Annotated in this window: 9 protein-coding genes and 2 pseudogenes; 6 read left to right on the forward strand and 5 right to left on the reverse strand. The window is 60.4% G+C overall.

Annotated features, from left to right (window positions below; genetic code table 11):
- Window positions 1-328: 328 nt before the first annotated feature.
- Window positions 329-1,216 carry a helix-turn-helix domain-containing protein gene (locus N2602_RS28035; protein WP_172785482.1) on the forward strand — a complete coding sequence of 296 codons (888 nt, stop codon included), beginning with the start codon at window positions 329-331 and terminating at the stop codon, window positions 1,214-1,216.
- Between the two features lie 673 nt (window positions 1,217-1,889).
- On the opposite strand, the gene N2602_RS28040 is transcribed toward N2602_RS28035, so the two are convergent.
- Window positions 1,890-3,005, reverse strand: a complete 1,116-nt coding sequence (locus N2602_RS28040; RefSeq protein WP_260380109.1) for an alpha/beta fold hydrolase — start codon at window positions 3,003-3,005, stop codon at window positions 1,890-1,892.
- A gap of 76 nt (window positions 3,006-3,081) precedes the next feature.
- Here N2602_RS28040 and N2602_RS28045 point away from each other — a divergent pair, with 76 nt between their 5' ends.
- The gene (locus tag N2602_RS28045) at window positions 3,082-3,678 is read left to right on the forward strand and encodes a phasin family protein (RefSeq protein WP_212255365.1); all 597 of its coding nucleotides are present in this window, start codon (window positions 3,082-3,084) and stop codon (window positions 3,676-3,678) included.
- Window positions 3,679-5,730: 2,052 nt separating this feature from the next.
- On the opposite strand, the gene N2602_RS28050 is transcribed toward N2602_RS28045, so the two are convergent.
- Both N2602_RS28050 and N2602_RS28055 read right to left on the reverse strand, forming a co-directional pair.
- Window positions 5,731-5,910: a hypothetical protein gene (locus N2602_RS28050; RefSeq protein ID WP_172785485.1), complete on the reverse strand. Its 180-nt coding sequence runs from the start codon at window positions 5,908-5,910 to the stop codon at window positions 5,731-5,733.
- A gap of 1,415 nt (window positions 5,911-7,325) precedes the next feature.
- Window positions 7,326-8,891, reverse strand: a complete 1,566-nt coding sequence (locus N2602_RS28055; protein ID WP_260380110.1) for a winged helix-turn-helix domain-containing tetratricopeptide repeat protein — start codon at window positions 8,889-8,891, stop codon at window positions 7,326-7,328.
- Between the two features lie 145 nt (window positions 8,892-9,036).
- On the opposite strand from N2602_RS28055, the gene N2602_RS28060 reads away from it, so the two are divergent.
- Window positions 9,037-9,276 (forward strand): DUF1127 domain-containing protein, encoded by a 240-nt coding sequence (locus N2602_RS28060; RefSeq protein ID WP_260380111.1) that lies wholly within the window; start codon window positions 9,037-9,039, stop codon window positions 9,274-9,276.
- Window positions 9,277-9,585: 309 nt separating this feature from the next.
- On the opposite strand, the pseudogene N2602_RS28065 reads toward N2602_RS28060, so the two are convergent.
- Window positions 9,586-10,173 (reverse strand): annotated as a pseudogene (locus tag N2602_RS28065) (EAL domain-containing protein); the annotation flags it as partial.
- 866 nt (window positions 10,174-11,039) lie between these two features.
- On the opposite strand from N2602_RS28065, the gene N2602_RS28070 reads away from it, so the two are divergent.
- From N2602_RS28070 to N2602_RS28080, 3 genes are all read left to right on the forward strand, one after another.
- Window positions 11,040-14,573: a DUF5801 repeats-in-toxin domain-containing protein gene (locus N2602_RS28070; RefSeq protein ID WP_260380113.1), complete on the forward strand. Its 3,534-nt coding sequence runs from the start codon at window positions 11,040-11,042 to the stop codon at window positions 14,571-14,573.
- A gap of 77 nt (window positions 14,574-14,650) precedes the next feature.
- Window positions 14,651-16,567 (forward strand): type I secretion system permease/ATPase, encoded by a 1,917-nt coding sequence (locus N2602_RS28075; protein WP_260380114.1) that lies wholly within the window; start codon window positions 14,651-14,653, stop codon window positions 16,565-16,567.
- Window positions 16,564-17,874 (forward strand): HlyD family type I secretion periplasmic adaptor subunit, encoded by a 1,311-nt coding sequence (locus N2602_RS28080; RefSeq protein WP_172785491.1) that lies wholly within the window; start codon window positions 16,564-16,566, stop codon window positions 17,872-17,874. Before N2602_RS28075 ends, N2602_RS28080 begins: the two co-directional genes overlap by 4 nt.
- Window positions 17,875-17,991: 117 nt before the next feature.
- Here the strand turns inward: N2602_RS28080 and N2602_RS28085 are convergent.
- A pseudogene (locus tag N2602_RS28085) lies at window positions 17,992-18,237 on the reverse strand (EAL domain-containing protein); the annotation flags it as partial.
- Window positions 18,238-18,651 lie beyond the last annotated feature (414 nt).

An 18,651-nucleotide genomic window follows, 5' to 3' on the forward strand; every position in this document is an offset into this window, starting at 1 on the left:
CTTGCCCACCCGTCGCGTGGTCGGGTGGTGGTGCATCGCATCATTCTCCGTTTCGACAGATCGAAGGGGCGGTTTCACCCGTTTGCGCCGCTCTATCCGCTCATGCCTGAAACGCGAGACAGCCTACGAGCGTGCTGACGCTCGCGGCTTGAACGAAACCGACAATCCTTTGAACGACGTGGGTGGCGCCGCGCCGCGAGGGCCGCAGTTCCTGGTGCAACTCGCTTGGCAAATGACAAAACCAGCTTATGCTGCGCGGTTGCCATCCGGCCAATGAGAGAAAAAAGCGGCTAACGCTTCCCAGAATCCAGGGAGGGAGGCTTGCGCGATGGGCCAATTCATCACGGTCGAGGAGCTGCCGCGCTACGCTCCTGGCGAACTGATGTTGGACAGCTCCGCGGTGGGAAAGGCCGATTTTCGGCTACGGGTGTTCCGCTATGCACCGTCTGACATCTGGGTGCCCCCGTCCGAGAACTATCTGATCGTCCTCTACCGCGAGGGCGCGACAGCGATGAACCGCAGGGTTACCGGGGCCTGGAAGCAGGATCACGTCGGCCGCGGCATCACGACGCTGCTCACGCGCGCGGAAGGCTCGAACTGGCGATGGAGCCAGGATATCGAGGTCAGTCATTTCTACATTTCACCGGCGTTTATGGCGAAGACTGCAAGCGAGGCGTTCGATCGCGATGCGCAACACGTCGAACTCCACGACTTGCTCAAGGTCGAAGACCCAATCCTGACCTGGATTGGTGATCAGATGGTGCAGGAGGTTGCGGCGGGGGGCCCCGGTGGCCGGCTCTGCTACGATGCGCTGGCGCTTCAGGCCAGCGTGCACGTCCTGCGAAGATATGCCTCGGTGCAGTTCAAATTGCCCTGTTCACAGGGGCGTTTCAGGCCTGCCCATGCAAGACTGATCGAGGACTATATCGAACAAAACATCTCGAGAAACATTACGCTCGAGGAATTGGCCAATATCTGCAACTGCTCGCCCGTTCAGTTCGCACGCAAATTCCATGTGCATTATGGAATGCGGCCACACGCCTTTGTCTTGAGCCGCAAGGTGGAACGCGCGTGCCAGTATCTGCGCAAGGATCGCCTGGCGTTGAAAGAGATCGCGCTGCTGAGCGGATTTTCAGATCAGAGTCACCTCAATCGAATCTTCCGTCGGCAGATGAACATGACGCCGGCGGAATATCGCAGGCAATACATCGGCTAGGCCGCTTTCTCTCTCGCTGGCATTGCCTATGCGGTCGAGTAGGGCTGGCTGATGCTTCACGAAAGCGGAACTTACGCGAAGCTGCTCGCCCCCGGCGAAGATCTCCTCGCGACCGCTACGTCCGCAATGGCGTGGAATATCCCAGCCTTGCCGCCCTGCTCCGCGCGATCGAGGCCGAACAAACTTACAAGGAGACGTGATATGGAGCTGGCCCTCAGAACGTCCCTACGCTCTTCTCCATTGGCTCAGATCACACCCACGATGATCAATACTCCGAGCTCAATCAGTAGGAGCGTACCGGTTCCTGCGGAGATGAGAAACAAATCACCTAGTGACAAGTGCATGATCTGGCTCACATTTTGCCCTAGAAGCGACCCTTGCACCCCTGGAACAGGGCTGGCAGGGCGGGATGATGGGGGCCGCTTCTAGGAGGTCCTTGACGCGTTCATCCGGCGCCAAGCGGTTCTCATTCTAATCCAAATTTAAATCTCGTCCAGCATTTAATTTATTTAAAGTAGCTGATTATATATTAACATTTAAATCGAGCCACAGCTCGAGAATGCCTGGGATGGCACCATGTCGGATGCGTTGTTCGATTACTCTGAGGATCCAAGTGAGCTCAGACAGGCTGTTGAGCCGGAGGATAGGCCGACTAGACAACCCCTCCCTCCTCCTATCTCGTCATTGAATTGACGGCTTCCGCAATGGCAACGGGGTCTGCGTGCGTGACCATATGTCCGGCATTCGGAACCAGGTGAAGATCGGACCGAGGCAGCGCCTGATGTAAATCTCGAGCTTGTTTCTGTTCGATCACCTGGTCCTCTGCTCCATGGAAGATTTTCACGCGGGGGCTCATGGTCGAATAGTGGGCTTGGAACTGTGTTGCAGTTGGAATGAGGAGTGCGCTTTCCTCCGCAGCCGCTCTCAATTGTGTGGGCCTGAGAACGAGAGACGCTGGAAATTCGTTCTTGAATGTCGACGGGACGGACCGGGGCGCGAAAATCTTGCGGAAGGCTCCCGGCAACATGGCCCAGGAGATGATCGGCGCGACAGTGTAGCTGACCAAGTCGCCCAAGACCGGTATGGCCGGACCTGACATCAACCACACATCCAATCGGATGGTCGGGAAGTAGTAGCCGGACGCAAGCACAAGACCTCGGATCGGATAATCCTTCCGCATGCCGAGAGCGATCGCGACCAAGGCGCCCCAAGAATGGCCCAGCACCACAGGATCGCGGATCCCGAGTTGCTCGAGTCCCTTCACCAGCAGAGCTGCTTGAGCCGCTGCGCTCCATACTCGGAGCCGCGGCCGCTGACTATAGCCAAAGCCCGGACGGTCAAAGCACACCACGCGATTGCTGCGGGCAAGAAGATCGACCAGCCCACCGATTATGAAGTCCTGGATCATGGATCCGTTGCCATGAAGCAGCACGACACAAGGAGCCGCGGGATCGCCCCGATCGATATAGTGGAGTACCACGCCGTCGCACTCGAGAAACTTGCCGATAGGCGGATTTCTTCGCTCGGCCAGTTTGGAGAAGCCGATGTTGCCGATGACGAGAAGCGCCAACAACAAGATAACGATGAGCAGTCCGGTTTCAGCGGTGGTCATGACTGAGCCTTGAGATTGGACCAAGAAACGAGATTGGACCAAGAAACGTCTGATCCGCAGCGCGAGCAGACGAGCCAAACCAAGGAATAATTGGAAGTTGAAGTGCTCGTTCCTGCGCGCAATCGCGGAGGATTGATTAAAAGATCGCTCGGTCCGGAACGGCGCAGAATTGCTCACGTTTGCTCGCTAAGGATCGCATGTGACGAAGCGCATAGCGATCCGACCTCACCAACAAGAACGATGGAGCAACGAAATGGCCAATCCACGCCCAGAGGAAAAACCCACCCAAAGCCCTGAAGACACAATCCGCCGCGCCGGCGAGAGGACCGCCGAGCAGACCAGGCGGATCGGCTTGGCCACCGCCGAGGCGGGGGAGGAGGTGGCGCAAGCCAGCGGCCATCTCTTGCGGCAAAATACCGAGATGTTGCAAAACGCTTGGCGCTTCGGACTCGACATGGCTGCGGCCATGATGGGTCGCTCGACTGATCAGCTGGGTCGCACGTTCGGTTTGACCGGCAATGAGGCGCAGCAGGCAGCGGAACGCTCGGTCCGCAATGCCGAAGCAATCATATACTCTACGACTGCAGTCGCCAAAGGAATGAATGGTGCATCGCGTGAGTACTTCGATTTCGTTCGACAGCAGATCGAGAGGACCATGGACCGCACGAATGAACTCTGGAACTGCCGCACTCCTCACGATTTGGCCGCTGTGCAAACCGATCTGATGCGCGACACGATCAGGAGTGCGTTGGATACCAGCCGCCGGATGGCGGACTTGTCTCTGAAGGTGGCGGACGATGCCGGAAATCATATAACTCGGAGCATCGAACGCATGCGGCAGGCAGCCTAGGCGCGGCTACAATCATGGCACCGGCGCGGCGGACTCTCAGCCGCGCCTATGCCTGTCCCGCCCGGAAGATTCCGGCTTCGCCGCTTGCTTAAAGCAAGGCGGCACGGCCACACTAGGGCCCACAAGCAGACGAGAAAACTTGATTTACTGGCAGCCGTTGAAGAGCTTTAGGGGGAAGCCCACCATCCGTCGGGAAATGGCTCAAGCAACATCCAATCGATTAAGTTGTCGTTCTGAGGGACCCTGAGACCTCCTGCATTTCTGCCTGGTGGCGTGTAGCAGCGGAGGCGGACAGACAGGGCGCCGCGATCACGACCTCGGAGGCGGTGCGAAGCATGGCGTCTAGAGCGCAATGCAGGCGCACCTCGGGCGACGCGCTCTGCATCTTCGACCAGACTTCGAAGATCTTCTAGTTCTGAGAGCTGAGAGGCGAGTTCGCCAAGTTGTTGCCGATAAAGCATTGCGCGAGAGCTTCGCATAAATGTCCTCCACAGTACAAAAAACACTACTAAGACGGATCAAAGCAATCGGGATAAACTGGCAATCTACCATAGCCAAAAATCGGCTTTCAATACGTCAGGCTCATTGCCTCATACGGGGCTATCGCCGTCGAGAGTCTGTAGCAGCGAAAGGCAGCTGGGGGGTCACAAGCTGCGGTCGTGGCAAGCGCAGCCCTACGCCCGGTTTACGGGCAATAGCCGACAAGCATCGAAACTGCCGTTTAAAAGCGAGGGGTGGCCTCAGGCAGGAAGTCCACCCGTAAATTTCCCAAGTGTCGGCAATTTCGCTCGCTGGTTAACTGGTGCGGATCGAGCGCCGCATCATGAAAACTCCGAAGCCAAAACAATGGGCCGAGCAGGAGGTCCGACGGTTGATCACGCTGGCCCGACAGGGAGTTGGCGCGTCAAAGATAGCCGCCGAACTCGGCCGCCACGCCGGATCGGTGAGGCGCATGGCGCGAACGTTGGGACTGCTGTTGAAGAAGTAGTCCCCGAGCGATCTTGAGGGCAGCGCGGGCGGACCTACAGCCCAAAACCTTGGCCAACGTCCCGTATCAGCCGCAGCGCGGCGTCAGTATTGCGGCCGTAGAAGAGCGCGCGATCGAGCTGCGAAAGCATGCTCATTCCAAATAGCGCGATAGCAATGCCTCTAAACATGGTTGTGGACCGGGTTGAACGATGCAGCGAAAAGTTCAAAACGGCCCCAGCCGCAGGTTGGGAGAAACAGCCGGGGCCGGCATTCCCATTCCAATGTGCCGCGATCGGCGGTAATCGGCACGCTCCCAGCAAGCCACATGAAAGCTAACGAACTGTTTCGAAGGACCCGAATTCGAAAGCGAAGCGCCTGGTCTCACAAACGTGCACTTCGCAACGCAACATAGCGCCAAGAGCCCGTAACCCTGCGTTGGGAGCGCCCCCGGAGCGGCAGACTGGTCGCCGTGGGTGTGGATGAAACCCTGCAGCTCGCGTAGCATCGGCAAGGGTCCAACGTCTCGCCGGGATCAGGCAAATGAGCCGTTTCCTGCTGTGCTGTGTAGCCGCTACCTGCTTCGCCGGAGCTTTGGTCTTCCATTCCTCCGAAGCGAATGCCGTCTTTTGGCGCGGCATCACCGCGCCAACAAACATCGATATTCACGGGTGGCCGATCATCAAAGAGCCCCCGCCGAGTCCATGCCAGTGGATACGGGTCAGCGGTGGCTACTGGGTCCGACAGTGCGTTTACTAGGCCCCCTGTCGCGAAATGATTGGTGATGATGTCGGCGGTATCGCTGTCCACATAGGAGCGCGAGTGCGGCGCTTGCTGGTGCAAGCGAGGTTTTCGTGTCGAGCACGGTCGTGGCGGGCTGCTTCACCTTGATCGGGCTCATCTCCTGCAAGCAGATCTTTCTGCTCTTCAAGCGCAGATCGGCAACGAGCCAGAAGGCGACGCGGACCTTAGAGAGCCTTGCCCAAAGCCAGCTGGGCTAACAGTTGATCACCACAGCCAAACATCGGTCCCGGTGGCTCGCATGGGAGGTCCATCGAAACGCAGCGCTTGTCTGCTGTGGTACATTCACCCTTTTTGTTTCTCTTTTGCGCTTCTTCCATCGGAGCTTTTAGAGCGTTCTTCGAAGCGATCAGCGCCCTTCGCTAGATCGTGTCCCGTCTTGCTCTCGTTTTTCGCTTCTTCCTTAGCAGTCGCCTCGCGCAAGCCTTCAGCGGCCCGTTTCCCAGCTTTTCGTTCGTCATCCATGTGAAGCACCTTCCCTGACTATCACCACGCTTCGCCAGGAATACTCCGTGCCAATCCCAGCCAAGCCATAACACACTTCAATCAGATCGCTTGGACATTGTTCCAGTTGCAAGTGCGTATACTGGCTTAGAGCTGACCTCAGACGAGCCGCGCAGTCTTTGTCCGCCGAAAGAGAGTTCGAAGATTGCAACAGCATGTCCGCTTCGGGTCAACAGCGCCGATTGGCCGGCGGTGGGGTGCTTCCGCTTTGCCCCGACCCCGGACAACTCGCCGCTACGCGCTAATGGAAGCAATGGGCCATAAACCGTTCTTCCCTCAGGATAGGCGACCGATTCTGGAGCCTTGGAAAATCTCTCGCTGGTATCTAAACGATGCGTCTCTTTGCTCAACCTGCCATCGTATTTGGGCGGCTTCGTCGACGAGCTTCCTGCTCTCGTCAATCGCGCGTGCCCGCGCGTTCAAGGAGATCATCTTCCATCACGACGGATTACCGGTAGCTCCAAATACAAAATTCTAACATAGGTTGCATCGTAAAACCCATATGGGATAACCGGCAAGGCCGCACGCACCACGCCCAGTGAATGCCACCGCGCCAACGCCGCTCAGCAAATTTGTTAAAAATGCAATTCCGCCTGCAGGGGAAAATTTGCGTGTGTGCGCCTTGATGTGGCTCGCCGTTGCGAGCCATGGAGGCGTGTAGCGATGGGACAAACGACTCGAATTTTGAAGCGGGCAACCGTCCTGCCGGATCTCCTGAAAATGCTTCAGGAACTCGAGGATTTACGAGAGAAGGTCCGGCTGGCAGAAGCCGCTCGTGTGTTGCACTAACGTTCGCCGATTTGAGGCGATGCTCGCGGCAGAATGATGCCGTCCGGCCTCACCGGCGCGCCGACCGTTCTGAGCGGCGGGCAGAGCATTCGAATTTGCAATGCAGCATGGTCCAATCCTCTTGCCGCACCACAAATCCGCGAATAACGTCGGCCCCCTTGTTTGTAACTAGTTGGGTGGCTCGGATGAGGGATTTTCAAGCCAAGTTAGAGCGGTATGAGAGCCTTGCTGCTGAATGCGAATTGATTGCCAAGAGGGCAAATGAGAGCAATCGGGGCTTTTATTTGCGAGCGAGCGAGCACTATCGCCAATTGGCGGGCGAGGTCCGTGCTCTGATTGCGACGTTCGATCTCGCAGCCTAGGTGCCCGTCACTGCGACATGAACCTACCGCCGAACCGTCCTTCGGCACCTCCGAGGCCGCGGTTCGAAAGGTGGTGGAGACCGGCGTAGGGAAAAGGCTAGGTCCGTTTAGCCGCTAGGAGCGGACGCCGCCGAAACGCGCGAGCACGGCCGCAAAGGGCCAAAACCCGACTCATGCGCGGCGCTTGCAGGGCCGCTAGTGCATCATCTCGCCAAAATAGGACTGCTATTCGGGTAACCCCGCTTTCCGGAGCCCCTCGATCAGCAGCTTCGCGTTCGATTGCCCGCCCCGGGCTATCCACCCTGATATGTTAAAGGCGGCGTCGAGCTCAAGCAGACGTGCCGCCGCTTCGCGTGACTCCGCATCCCGTCCGAGATGGGCGTATGCGGACGCGAGGCAGCGGTAAGTTGATGAATAGGAGGCGTTCTGACGCTCGGCCTTCTTTCCTGCTTCGACGGCCTCCTCAAAGCGACCAAGCTCAATCAAGGCCATCCCTATCCCGGCCATCACCGCGTGCAGCACCGGATCTAATGGGCTCATGCGGACGGCATGTTCAAAGCTGAGGATTGCTTCCTCGGGTAACCCCGCAATCCTGTAGACGTGACCTCTGCAGACCAAGGCTTGAAATGCATTCGGGTTAAGAGCGACCGCACGGTTCGCCATTTCGATCTCGGTTTGCCCAGCGCCGATCATGATTGCCGAGATAAAGCTGGCGGATGCTAACGTGTCTGCATCACCGTCGTCGATGCTCAATGCGAGGCGAGCAAGTCGAAGTGCCTCTCGGCGCTCGAATTGAGGATCGACAGCAAAGCCGAAGACGACGTTGAGCGCGTGACAGTTACCTGCCAGGCCGGCAGCCAGACCGAGCCGAGGGTCGAGCTCCAAGGCGCGATGAGCCAGCCTTATCGCCTCGGCAAAGCTTTCGCGGGTCATCGAACGGAACTCGCCCACGGCCCGGAGGTAAAAATCATAGGCGGTGAGATTCTCCGGTCGCCGCCGCGTCGCCACTGCGATCTCCGTTTGGAGCAGCTTCGGCTGAATGGCGGAGACAACCGCTAGCGTGATTTCATCTTGGAGAACGAAGACGTCTGTCAGGTCACGTTCGTATCTGTCCGCCCAGACATGAGCCCCTGTGGCTGCATCGATCAATTGTCCTGCGATGCGAACTTTTCCTGCGGCCTTGCGCACAGACCCTTCAAGCACATAGCGCACTCCGAGCCTGCGCCCGACCTCCTTGATGTCTACAGCTCGGCCCTTGAAGGTGAAACTTGAATTTCGGGCGATAACGAACAGGGACTTGAACCGCGAAAGCGCCGTGATGATCTCCTCCACTATTCCGTCGGCAAAATACTCCTGCTCGGCATCACCGCTCATGTTCTCGAACGGCAGCACAGCAATCGAGGGCTTGTCGGGTAGTGGAAGGGGGGCTTCCGCGAATTCAATATCGCGGCTCAAGATCGCCGCCGCGCCGGAAAGCTGGTTCACCTCGCGGACCGTGCCGATGAAACGAAAACCCTTGCGCGGTAACGTCTTGATCAGGCGCTGTGCCTCACCGGAATCGCCGATCGCGCTTCGCGCGGCATTCAGGCGGGTCGTCAACGCCGCGTCAGATACGCTGCGACCATTCCAAATGGCGTTGACGAGGTCGTCCTTGCTTACAACCCGCTCCCTGTTGCGGATCAGGTACTCGAGCAGGTCAAAAACCTGCGGTGTGATCGACACCGCATCAGTGCCCCGCTGCAGCTCGCGCCGGTCGGTATCGAATGCGTATTCCTCGAAAAGATAGCGCAAGCTGCCATTCCTTCTCGGGGCCGCCTCTGTATTAGCGCATGAAGAATAAGCCGCCGGTAAGAGAAATGTAAGCCACCAGTTAAGCGCGCCGGCACCTCTTGCGGCAACTTCCGTCCTAGTGAGCAGTCCAGACAGGACACCCTCAATGAGCACGATCCACGGGTCCACCGAGCTGGGACCGGCAACAGCAAGGCGGCAGGTCTACAGTCCTCTCGAAGCATACTGGAATGCATTTCAGGAGTGGCGCAAACGCCGGAGATTACTGGCCAACTTGTGCGACTTTAGTGACAGGGAGCTTATGGATATCGGTATTACGCGCGGCGAAATCGACTACGTCGCCTCGCACCGAGATTGCGATCCGCGAGGCAACCTATCCGGTGAATGAATGCCGATGGTAACGAAGGAAGGTCGGATTGGTCACAACCAGAAGGCGTCATGGCGCAGATGCTGACCTCCGATACGGGTCAGACTGAGAAGAGCTCGGGCTGAGCAAATCTGGACGCCGGCAGGCCGTGCCGCCACTTCGCATTCGGGCCACTGGCGGTCATTCGGCACCCGGGCTTACTCTGGCAACCCCGCTTTCCGAAGGCCCTCAAGCAACAACTTCAAGTTCGACGTCCCGCCCCGCGCGATCATCGCAGATACTGTAAAGCCGGGATCAAACTCAAGCACATGGGCAGCCGCCTCACGCGCCTCAACGTCGCGTCCGAGATGAGCGAAAGCAGACGCGAGACAGCGGTACGTTGGTCCAAAGCAGGGGTTCCAGGAATTGCTTCTCGAATGCCTCGGCGGGCATCGGGCGGCCGAAGAAATATCCCTGCCCTTCCTCGCATCCCATGCTGACCAGGAAGTCGGCCGTTGCGCGGTTCTCGATGCCTTCGGCCACGACCGTGAGACCGAGCTGCTTGTTGAGGCCGATGGTCGATCCAACGATGGCAGCGTCGTCGGAGTTCGAAAGAAGACCGAAGACGAACGACCGGTCGATCTTGAGGCCGTCGAGCGGAAACTTCTTGAGATAGCTCAGGCTCGCATAGCCGGTGCCGAAATCATCGGACAGGATCCGGACGCCGAGCTCCTGAATTCTCTTGAACATTTCAAGCACGCGGCGTTCGTCATGCCGCAGGATGTCCTCGGTGACTTCGATCTCGAGCAGCGACGGCGTCAGCCCTGTCGTTTCGAGCAGTGCTGCGACCGAATGCGCGAGATCGGCGGCAAGCGCCAGCGCCCATGCTACGCATTTCCCCGAACTAATCTTGCGGTCGGCCGCCTGCATCCAGGTGGCGTTGTGAGCGAGGCATGCCGCCATAACTTGCTGAACAAGCCGAATAGTGATTGCGCGAGCACTTGAGCCGAGCAGGTCGGTTGTCGATATTGCGTGCGCGCTTGAAAGCGCGAGAAAAATGCGGTTGGCATTGCCATAATTTCGATTCCCAAGATGGCGGCGTTACAGCAGCGCAATCCGCTGATCTCGTCGGGATCTGGCGCATCGAGGTGAGACCCAATGCCGCTCTTGATAGTCGCCGTGATCACGCGCTCGAGCTTCGAGCAGTTGATCGTTTCGCATTGCGTTCGCGCCGCTTTCGTTAGAGCTGCAAGAAACCATCACAGCGCGCGAGATGTGCCGCCTTGGCTGTTGCGACGATCGCTATCTATTTAGATATATATTTGAAAATTAATGACGCTATTTACAAAAGTTAATGACGATTTTAATGTGTTGCGTTCGTCGAGCATTGGCATGCTCGATACGACGTGAATTGCGGGCCCGCCAAGGTGTTGAACGGCGTAGGCCCTCGTTGATTGAGAGAGTTTCAAAGTAGCATCTCAATTGCTGGAAAGGGCGGTCATGTTTGAGCCCTGCGCTTCCGTCAGGAAATATCCAAACGATAGGGTGTGATCGCCGCTCGAGCGGCGCGCGCATCCGACCGTGTTGTGGCTCCGATCTCTCGACTGAGAGCGACGAGATGGTTTTGTTGCGTCTGTGACGCACCTCCCGGGCGGCGGGAAATTCTTCGATGAAGATGAAAGAGAAGGAGCCTGTGATCGGCTTGCCGCCGATGATGCCGGCGTTGACGAAACTCGCGATACGCCGAAGGACGCAGGAATTTCTGATGTGCGAGCCTACCACTAGTTTTTTGTAGGAGGTTTCTCATGGCACTTTCAGTCACTCTTACCGGCACAACCGTTACCCTCGACGAAACCGCTGGCCTGCAGAACGACGACACCAACACGACGCTCCCAAGCGCGTTTTCAAGCCGGCTGACGGCACTGGGCGCTCCGGCCGCGGAGATCAACCATGCGGTCAGCAGCGGCGACGTTATCACCATCAGCGGCGTCACGGGCGCGATCGGCAACCTCGCCTTCACCGATTCGACTGGCGGCGCGCTCGACGGTGACACGAGCGGTCTCTTCACCAATGACGGCGAGGAGGTCTTCCTTTGGGCCGACCCCACGAACGACAACATCGTGGTCGGCAAGACGGAAGCTGGTGCCATCGTCTTCGCGGTCTATCTCGAGCAGACCGCGACCGGCGCCAAGATCTGGAGCGTTCAATACGAGGCGCTGGAGCATCTGGATGGCACCAACCCCGATGACTCCCTCGACCTCGGCAGCCATCTCAAGGTCGCGGTCAGCGAGCAGATCAATTTCGGCTTCGCCGGCGCGCCGTCCGGCAGCAACCTCTTCATGACCTTCGGTGATCCGAATTCCACCCAGATCGTGGTGATTGGCAAGAACCCGCTCAATCAATCCGAGGGCGGGAACATCACGACCAAGGACGTGCTCAATATCAGCCAGGCCGGCAGCACCACCTCGTTCGGCGTCAACGGCAACCAGATCAACGCTGGTGAGGGGGCGTACATCACCTATGTCACGGGCACGAACACGAACTTCCTGGTGCCGAACCTCGATCAGAACGAGGCCGACGTCGAAGCCAACATCGCCTTCCAGAACGTCTTCAACGCGACCGGCGGCTCCTTCACCGTCAACCAGACCAATCCAGGCATCGGCCCCGTCACCGTCAAGATCACGGCCTTCAGCACCGCCGCCGAGCCGGGGGTGAATTTCGTCGACGGGCTCAGCAACGACACGCAGATCGCGATCACATCGGCCTCCTTCATCAACGTCGTCAAAAAATCAGGCAATACGCAATATACTCCGGTCGCTACCGTAAACGCCGACGGAACACTGACGGTCACCGGCCTGAGCAGCGGCGACACGGTGCAGTGGACGACGAGCGCAACCCATAACCGCGTCCTGATCGAAAACATCAGCAACGCGGATACCGATCAAGACAACGACAACAACACCTTCGATATCGGCGGCTTCAGCCTTGTCAGCTCCAACGCCGCGAGCGCCGTGGTCGGCACGGCCATCCACTTCGAGGATGACGGCCCGACGGCGGCGATCGTGCAGGGCACGGCGAAGGTGGCGCATGACGAGACTGCGGGTATCGACGCGGATGCCAACGATACCACCGCGGCGGCGGTGGCGGCGCTGTTTGCGGGCCTAACGAACGTCAGCAGCGACCTCAGCCCGACCGGATACGCGCAGAATTCGACGGCTGTCGTGAGCGCGACCGGAAGTTCGTATGGCACTGACTCGTTCGGCGGGACGACGGCATTCTCGCTGGCGGTGTCCGCCGCGGGGGTGGATTCCGGCCTCGACACCACCAACGGCACCAGCATCTTCCTGTTCAAGGAAGGCGACCTGGTGGTTGGCCGCATCGGCAGTGCAGCCGGGGCGGCGGCCTTCGCGGTGGCGATCAACGGCACGAGCGGCGTCGTCAGCGTGGCGCAGTACGCCTCGCTGAAGCATCCGGGCACCACCAATCCCGATGATTCGGTGTCGATCACCGACGGTGCGCTGCTGGCGGTCGTGACGGTGACCGACGGCGATGGCGATAAGGCCACGAGCTCGACCGGCATCGGCGATGCCGTGCAGTTCCAGGACGACGGGCCGACGGCGGGAATCGCGCAGGGCACGGCGACGGTTGCGCATGACGAGACTGCGGGGGTCGACGCGGATGCCGACGACACAACCGCGGCAGGTGTTGTCGCCTTGTTCGCTGGCGTCGCCAATAAAAGCACCGATCTCAGCCCCGGCTACGCGCAGGAAGCCACCCCGATCGTGACCGCGACCGGCAGCTCTGCGGGTGCTGATAACGAGGGCGCGACGACGGCGTTCTCGCTGGCGGTGTCCTCCGCAGGGGTGGATTCCGGGCTCGACACGACCGGCGGCACGAGCATCTTCCTGTTCAAGGAAGGCGACCTGGTGGTCGGCCGCATCGGTAGTCAATCCGGTCAGGCGGCCTTCGCAGTGGAAATCAACAGCTCGACCGGTGTCGTCAGCGTGGCGCAATTCGCCTCGCTCAAACACCCGACGGGAGGTGCCAGCTACGATGAGGCGATTAACATCACCGACGGCGCTCTGCTGGCAGTGGTGGCGGTCACCGACGGCGACGGCGACACGGCAACGAGCTCGACCGGCATCGGCGATGCCGTGCAGTTCCAGGACGACGGGCCGAGCATCGGCCCCATCGCCGATGGGCAGGTGGACTTTGCTGCCGGCGCCAGCGTAACCAAGACGCTCAGCGCTTTGGTCGGAGTGGATGATCCTGCGACGTACAGCATCACGAGCTCGCCGGCGAGCCTGACGATTCTGGATGGCACGGTCTCGCAGACAACGCTGCTCCGGGACCTCTCGAGCAACAATACGGTCGCAACCTACTACAAGGACGTCGATGGCAGCGGTACACACAACGCAGGCGACATCGACTTCTTCAAGCTGACCGTGTCCGGCGGCAACTACACCTTCGATGTCCTGCAGAATCCTCCGCCTGCGGAGATCAGCTTCAGCTTTGCCGGAGCGCCCTCCGGTAGCAATCTCTTCATGACCTTCGGCAATCCGACCTCGTCTCAGATCGTGGTGATCGGGGAGAATCCGCTGAACCAGTCCCAGGGCGGCAACATCACGACCAAGGACGTCCTAAATATCAGCCAGGCCGGCAGCACCACCTCGTTCGGCGTGAACGGGAACCAGCTCAATGACAACGCCAATTACCCCACTGAAGGCGCGTACATCACCTACGTGACGGGCACGAACACGAACTTCCTCGTGCCCAATCTGGACCAGAACGAGGCCGATGTCGAAGCCAACATCAACTTCCAGGCCCTGTTCAATGCGACATCGGCGTCCTTTACCGTGAACCAGACGAACCCGGGCGTCGGACCCATCACCGTCAAGATCACGGCCTACAGCACTACCTACGAGCCGGGGACGGGGTTCGTCGACGGGCTCACCAATGACACGCACGTCGACATCACGTCGGCCACACTTACCAACTTCGTCGTCAAGTCAGGCAATACGACATATACTCCCGTCGCGACGGTCGACGACGACGGCAACTTGATCATCACGGGCCTCAGCACCGGCGACAAGGTGCAATGGACCACGGATGGAACCCACAACCGCGTGTTGATTGAAAACATCAGCGCCCATGACGGCATCGACGGCAACGACAACAACACTTTCGATATCGGCGGGTTCAGCCTGATCCAGTCGCAGCCGGCGCCCGACGAGAAGCTCGACTTCACCGTTCAGATCGCCGATGCCGACGGGGATACGGCTTCCAGCAGCTTCTCCGTCAAGATCGATGGAAACCACGACAACGTCATCAACGTCTGAACCACAAGCCGCCGGCTGCACGCCGCTATGGCGCGCAGCCGGCACCTGTTCGGTCGCACGGGCCTGGAGTAGATCCGATGCCGGATAGTGTCACTGCCTGGTGCGGCCAGCTCTCCCGGCCCGCCGCCGCCTGGTGTGGCCAGGTTCTCGGATATCCGGAGGAGCTGGCGAGCCTCACCATGCGCGTCGGCCTGTTCGCCGCGGCGGCCTTCATTTTGATCAGGCTGGTCTGGAAGCGGCGGCGCGCGGCGGCGGCGCCGCGAGAGAACGTGCCTCCTCACGCGCATCCCGTGTCCACGCCGCTGCAGGCCTGTCGCAGCGTGCTGGTCGGGCTCGGCCTGATCACCGCCATGCTGAACGTGCTTTATTTGACCGGCTCGTTCTTCATGCTCGAAGTCTACGACCGCGTGGTGCCGAGTCGCAGCGTGCCGACGCTGATCGGTCTCGCCGCGCTCGTCGGCGCCCTCTATGTGTTCCAGGCATTCCTCGACATTCTGCGCGGGCGCATCCTTGTCCGCGTCGGCGAGTGGCTCGACCGCGCATTTTCGGCGCGCGCCTACGACATCGTCGCGCGATGGCCGCTGCGTGCGCGCGCGAGCGGCGACGGGCTGCAGCCGGTGCGCGACCTCGACCAGGTGCGCAGCTATCTCTCCGGGCTCGGCCCCACCGCGCTGTTCGACCTGCCGTGGATTCCGTTCTACCTCACGATCTGCTTCCTGTTTCATCCGCTGCTCGGGCTCACGGCATCGATCGGCTCGGTGATGCTGGTTTGCCTGACGCTTCTTACCGATCGCTTGACGCGTGCGCGCACGAAGGAAATCGCGGGCCAGATCGCGCAACGCAACGCACTCGCCGAGGCGAGCCGCCGGAACGCCGAAGTATTGCAGGCCATGGGCATGCGCGGGCGCCTTGCCGCGCGCTGGGCGAGCGTCAATGACAGCTACATGTTCGCCCAGCGTCGCGCCGCAGACATCGCTGGTGGCTTCGGCTCCGCATCCAAGGTGCTGCGCATGGTGCTGCAATCGGCGGTGCTCGGCGTCGGCGGCTACCTCGTTATCATTCAAGAGGCCACCGCTGGAATCATCATCGCCGGCGCCATTCTGACCTCGCGCGCACTCGCTCCGGTTGAGCTTGCCATCGCCCACTGGAAGAGCCTGATCTCGGCCCGACAAGGTTGGAGGCGTCTGCAGCAGCACTGGGCGCAGCTCCCGGTCGAGGAGGAGAGGACGCCGTTGCCGCCACCGTGCAAAGCGCTGGCCCTCGAGGCTGTCTCCGTGACGCCTCCGGGCGAACAGAACGTCGTGGTCCATGAAGCCTCCTTCGCACTGGGCCCGGGACAGGGGCTGGGCATCGTCGGCCAGAGCGCATCGGGTAAGTCGTCGCTGGTGCGCGCCATCGTCGGCGTGTGGCGGGCGGCGCGCGGAAAGGTACGGCTGGATGGCGCCGCGCTCGAGCAATGGAGTTCGGAAGCCCTTGGTCGCCACATCGGTTATCTCCCGCAGGACGTCGAGCTGTTCGCCGGCACGGTGGCGCAGAACATCAATCGCTTCGAGCCGGTCCCCGACGCGGAGGCGATGATCGCCGCGGCCTGCGCCGCCGGCGTGCACGACATGGTGCTGCGACTGCCGGACGGCTACGACACGCCGATCGGCGAAGGCGGCTCGGCGCTCTCGGCCGGACAGCGGCAGCGCATCGCGCTCGCCCGTGCACTCTACCGCGATCCTTTCCTGGTGGTGCTCGACGAGCCCAACTCCAATCTCGACGCCGAGGGGGACCAGGCCCTGACGCGAGCCATGCTCGGGGTGCGCGAACGCGGCGGCATCGTCATCATCATCGCGCATCGCACCAGCGCGCTGGCCGCCGTAGACCAACTAATCGTGATGGCCGAGGGGCGTGTGCAGGCGTTCGGACCGAAGGACGCGCTCCTGGCCAAGATGACGCCGCCGCGTCCGGCAGTGCCGCTCAAGATCGTGACTGAGGGAGTAAGCTCATGAGCCGCGAGCCGGTGAACGTGGTTCCGCGAGCCATCCGTCAACACCTGCGCGCTGGCCTCGTCGTCGTCATCGTTCTCGCCGGCGGCGTCGGTGGGTGGGCGACGACCACGGAATTGGCCGGCGCCGTCATTGGTTCCGGCACGTTGGTGGTCGATAGCTACACCAAGAAAGTGCAGCACCCGAGCGGCGGTGTGGTCGGTGAACTCAACGTCCGTGAGGGGGCCAGAGTGAAAGCCGGCGATGTGATCGTGCGCCTCGACGAGACGGTGACTCGGGCCAACCTCCTGATCGTTATGAAGAGTCTCGACGAACAGGCGGCGCGCCGGGCGCGGCTCGAAGCTGAGCGCGATGGGCAGGACCGGCTCGACTTTCCCGCGGACCTCATTGAGCGTGCCGCCGATCCGGACGTCGATCGACTGATCGTCGGAGAGCGCAAGCTGTTCGAGTTGCGCCGCGCCGCGCGCGCCGGCAAGAAGGCGCAGCTCAACGAACGCATCGGCCAGCTCCGCGAGCAAATCCGCGGGCTCGAAGAACAGATACAAGCGAAAGACCGCGAAACAACCTTCATCGATCAGGAGCTTCTGGGCGTGCGCGAACTGTGGCGAAAGAATCTGGTCCAGATCACGCGCCTGACAACGCTAGAGCGCGACGCGGTGCGCTTGCATGGCGAACGTGGCGCTCTGGTCGCGGCAATCGCCGAAGCCAGAGGGCGGATCACCGAGACCACGCTGCAAATCATGCAGATCGACCAGGATTTGCGCACCGAAGTCGGAAAGGATCTCGCCGAGATCCGGGCCAAGACCTCGGAACTGGTAGAGAAACGAGTGGCGGCCGAGGACCAGCTCAAACGCATCGATATTCGCGCGCCGCAGGACGGCACAGTGCATCAGTTGGCGCTGCACACCATCGGCGGCGTCATCAGCGCTGGCGAGCAGATCATGCTCATCGTCCCCACGCACGACGCGCTCGTCGTGGAGGTGCGGATTCCGCCGCATGAGATCGATCGTCTGTCGGTCGGCCAGCCGGTGCTGTTGCGCTTTACAGCCTTCAACCAGCGCACCACACCCCAACTCAACGGCGAAGTGAGCCAGGTGTCCGCTGACGTGGCGGTCGACCAAAAGAGCACGACGAGCTATTATGTGGCTCGCATCGTCGTTCCGGAGACGGAGATCGCTCGCCTGGGCGACCTGAAGCTGATCGCCGGCATGCCGGTCGAAGCCTTCATTCAGACCGGCCAGCGTACGGTGATGTCGTACCTCGTCAAGCCCCTTTCCGATCAGTTGATGCGCGCCTGGCGCGAACGCTAAGCTGCGACCTCGGTCTCCTCCCCTACGTGAGCGCGATCTCTTGTTAACGGCGGCTGTCACCGGATTCAGTTGCGGTGGGCGACGTTCACTGATTCAGTCGTTGCGAGAGCAGCCCGCTCAGGCTGCGCTGACGGTGGCGAACTCCGCGGCCAGGAACTGCTTCTCGAATGCCTCGGCCGGCATCGGACGGCCGAAGAAATAGCCCTGCCCTTCCTCGCATCCCATGCTGACCAGGAAGTCGGCCGTTGCGCGGTTCTCGATGCCTTCAGCCACGACCGTGAGACCGAGCTGCTTGCTGAGGCCGATGGTCGATCCGACGATGGCAGCGTCGTCGGAATTCGAAAGCAGACCGAAGACGAACGACCCGCATCAGCTAGGTGAATACGGGTCAGACAACAACCTGTCATGCGAAGGGCTGCCAGCCAGCGGCTGGTTGGGCACGGCCAATTAACGGAGAGGGTCGACTTTGGCAGCCATGTCGGGTGCCCGGCCCACGCGGTAGCGCGCGTTACCACAGTTGAGCACCCAAACGGCATAATCAGGTCTTGAGCGCTTCGCGTCCTTCTTCGCACCAATCGCCTTGTCACAGACGAATCCCTGCAAGCGGATCTGGGCAGCTAACATACTTTGCACGTCCTCCTGGGCAGCCAGCCCAGTGGATCCGCTGAAAGCGAAAGCCGCGGCTAAGGCGGGGACGTACAGTACAGCCGACCAATTAGGTGCCATGTGCCCCTCCTCTCGATGGTTCCTAAGCGGCAATTGCCAGCCTCGCTCGTC

It is taken from the genome of Bradyrhizobium sp. NC92, from assembly GCF_025200865.1.
Taxonomy (GTDB): Bacteria; Pseudomonadota; Alphaproteobacteria; order Rhizobiales; family Xanthobacteraceae; genus Bradyrhizobium.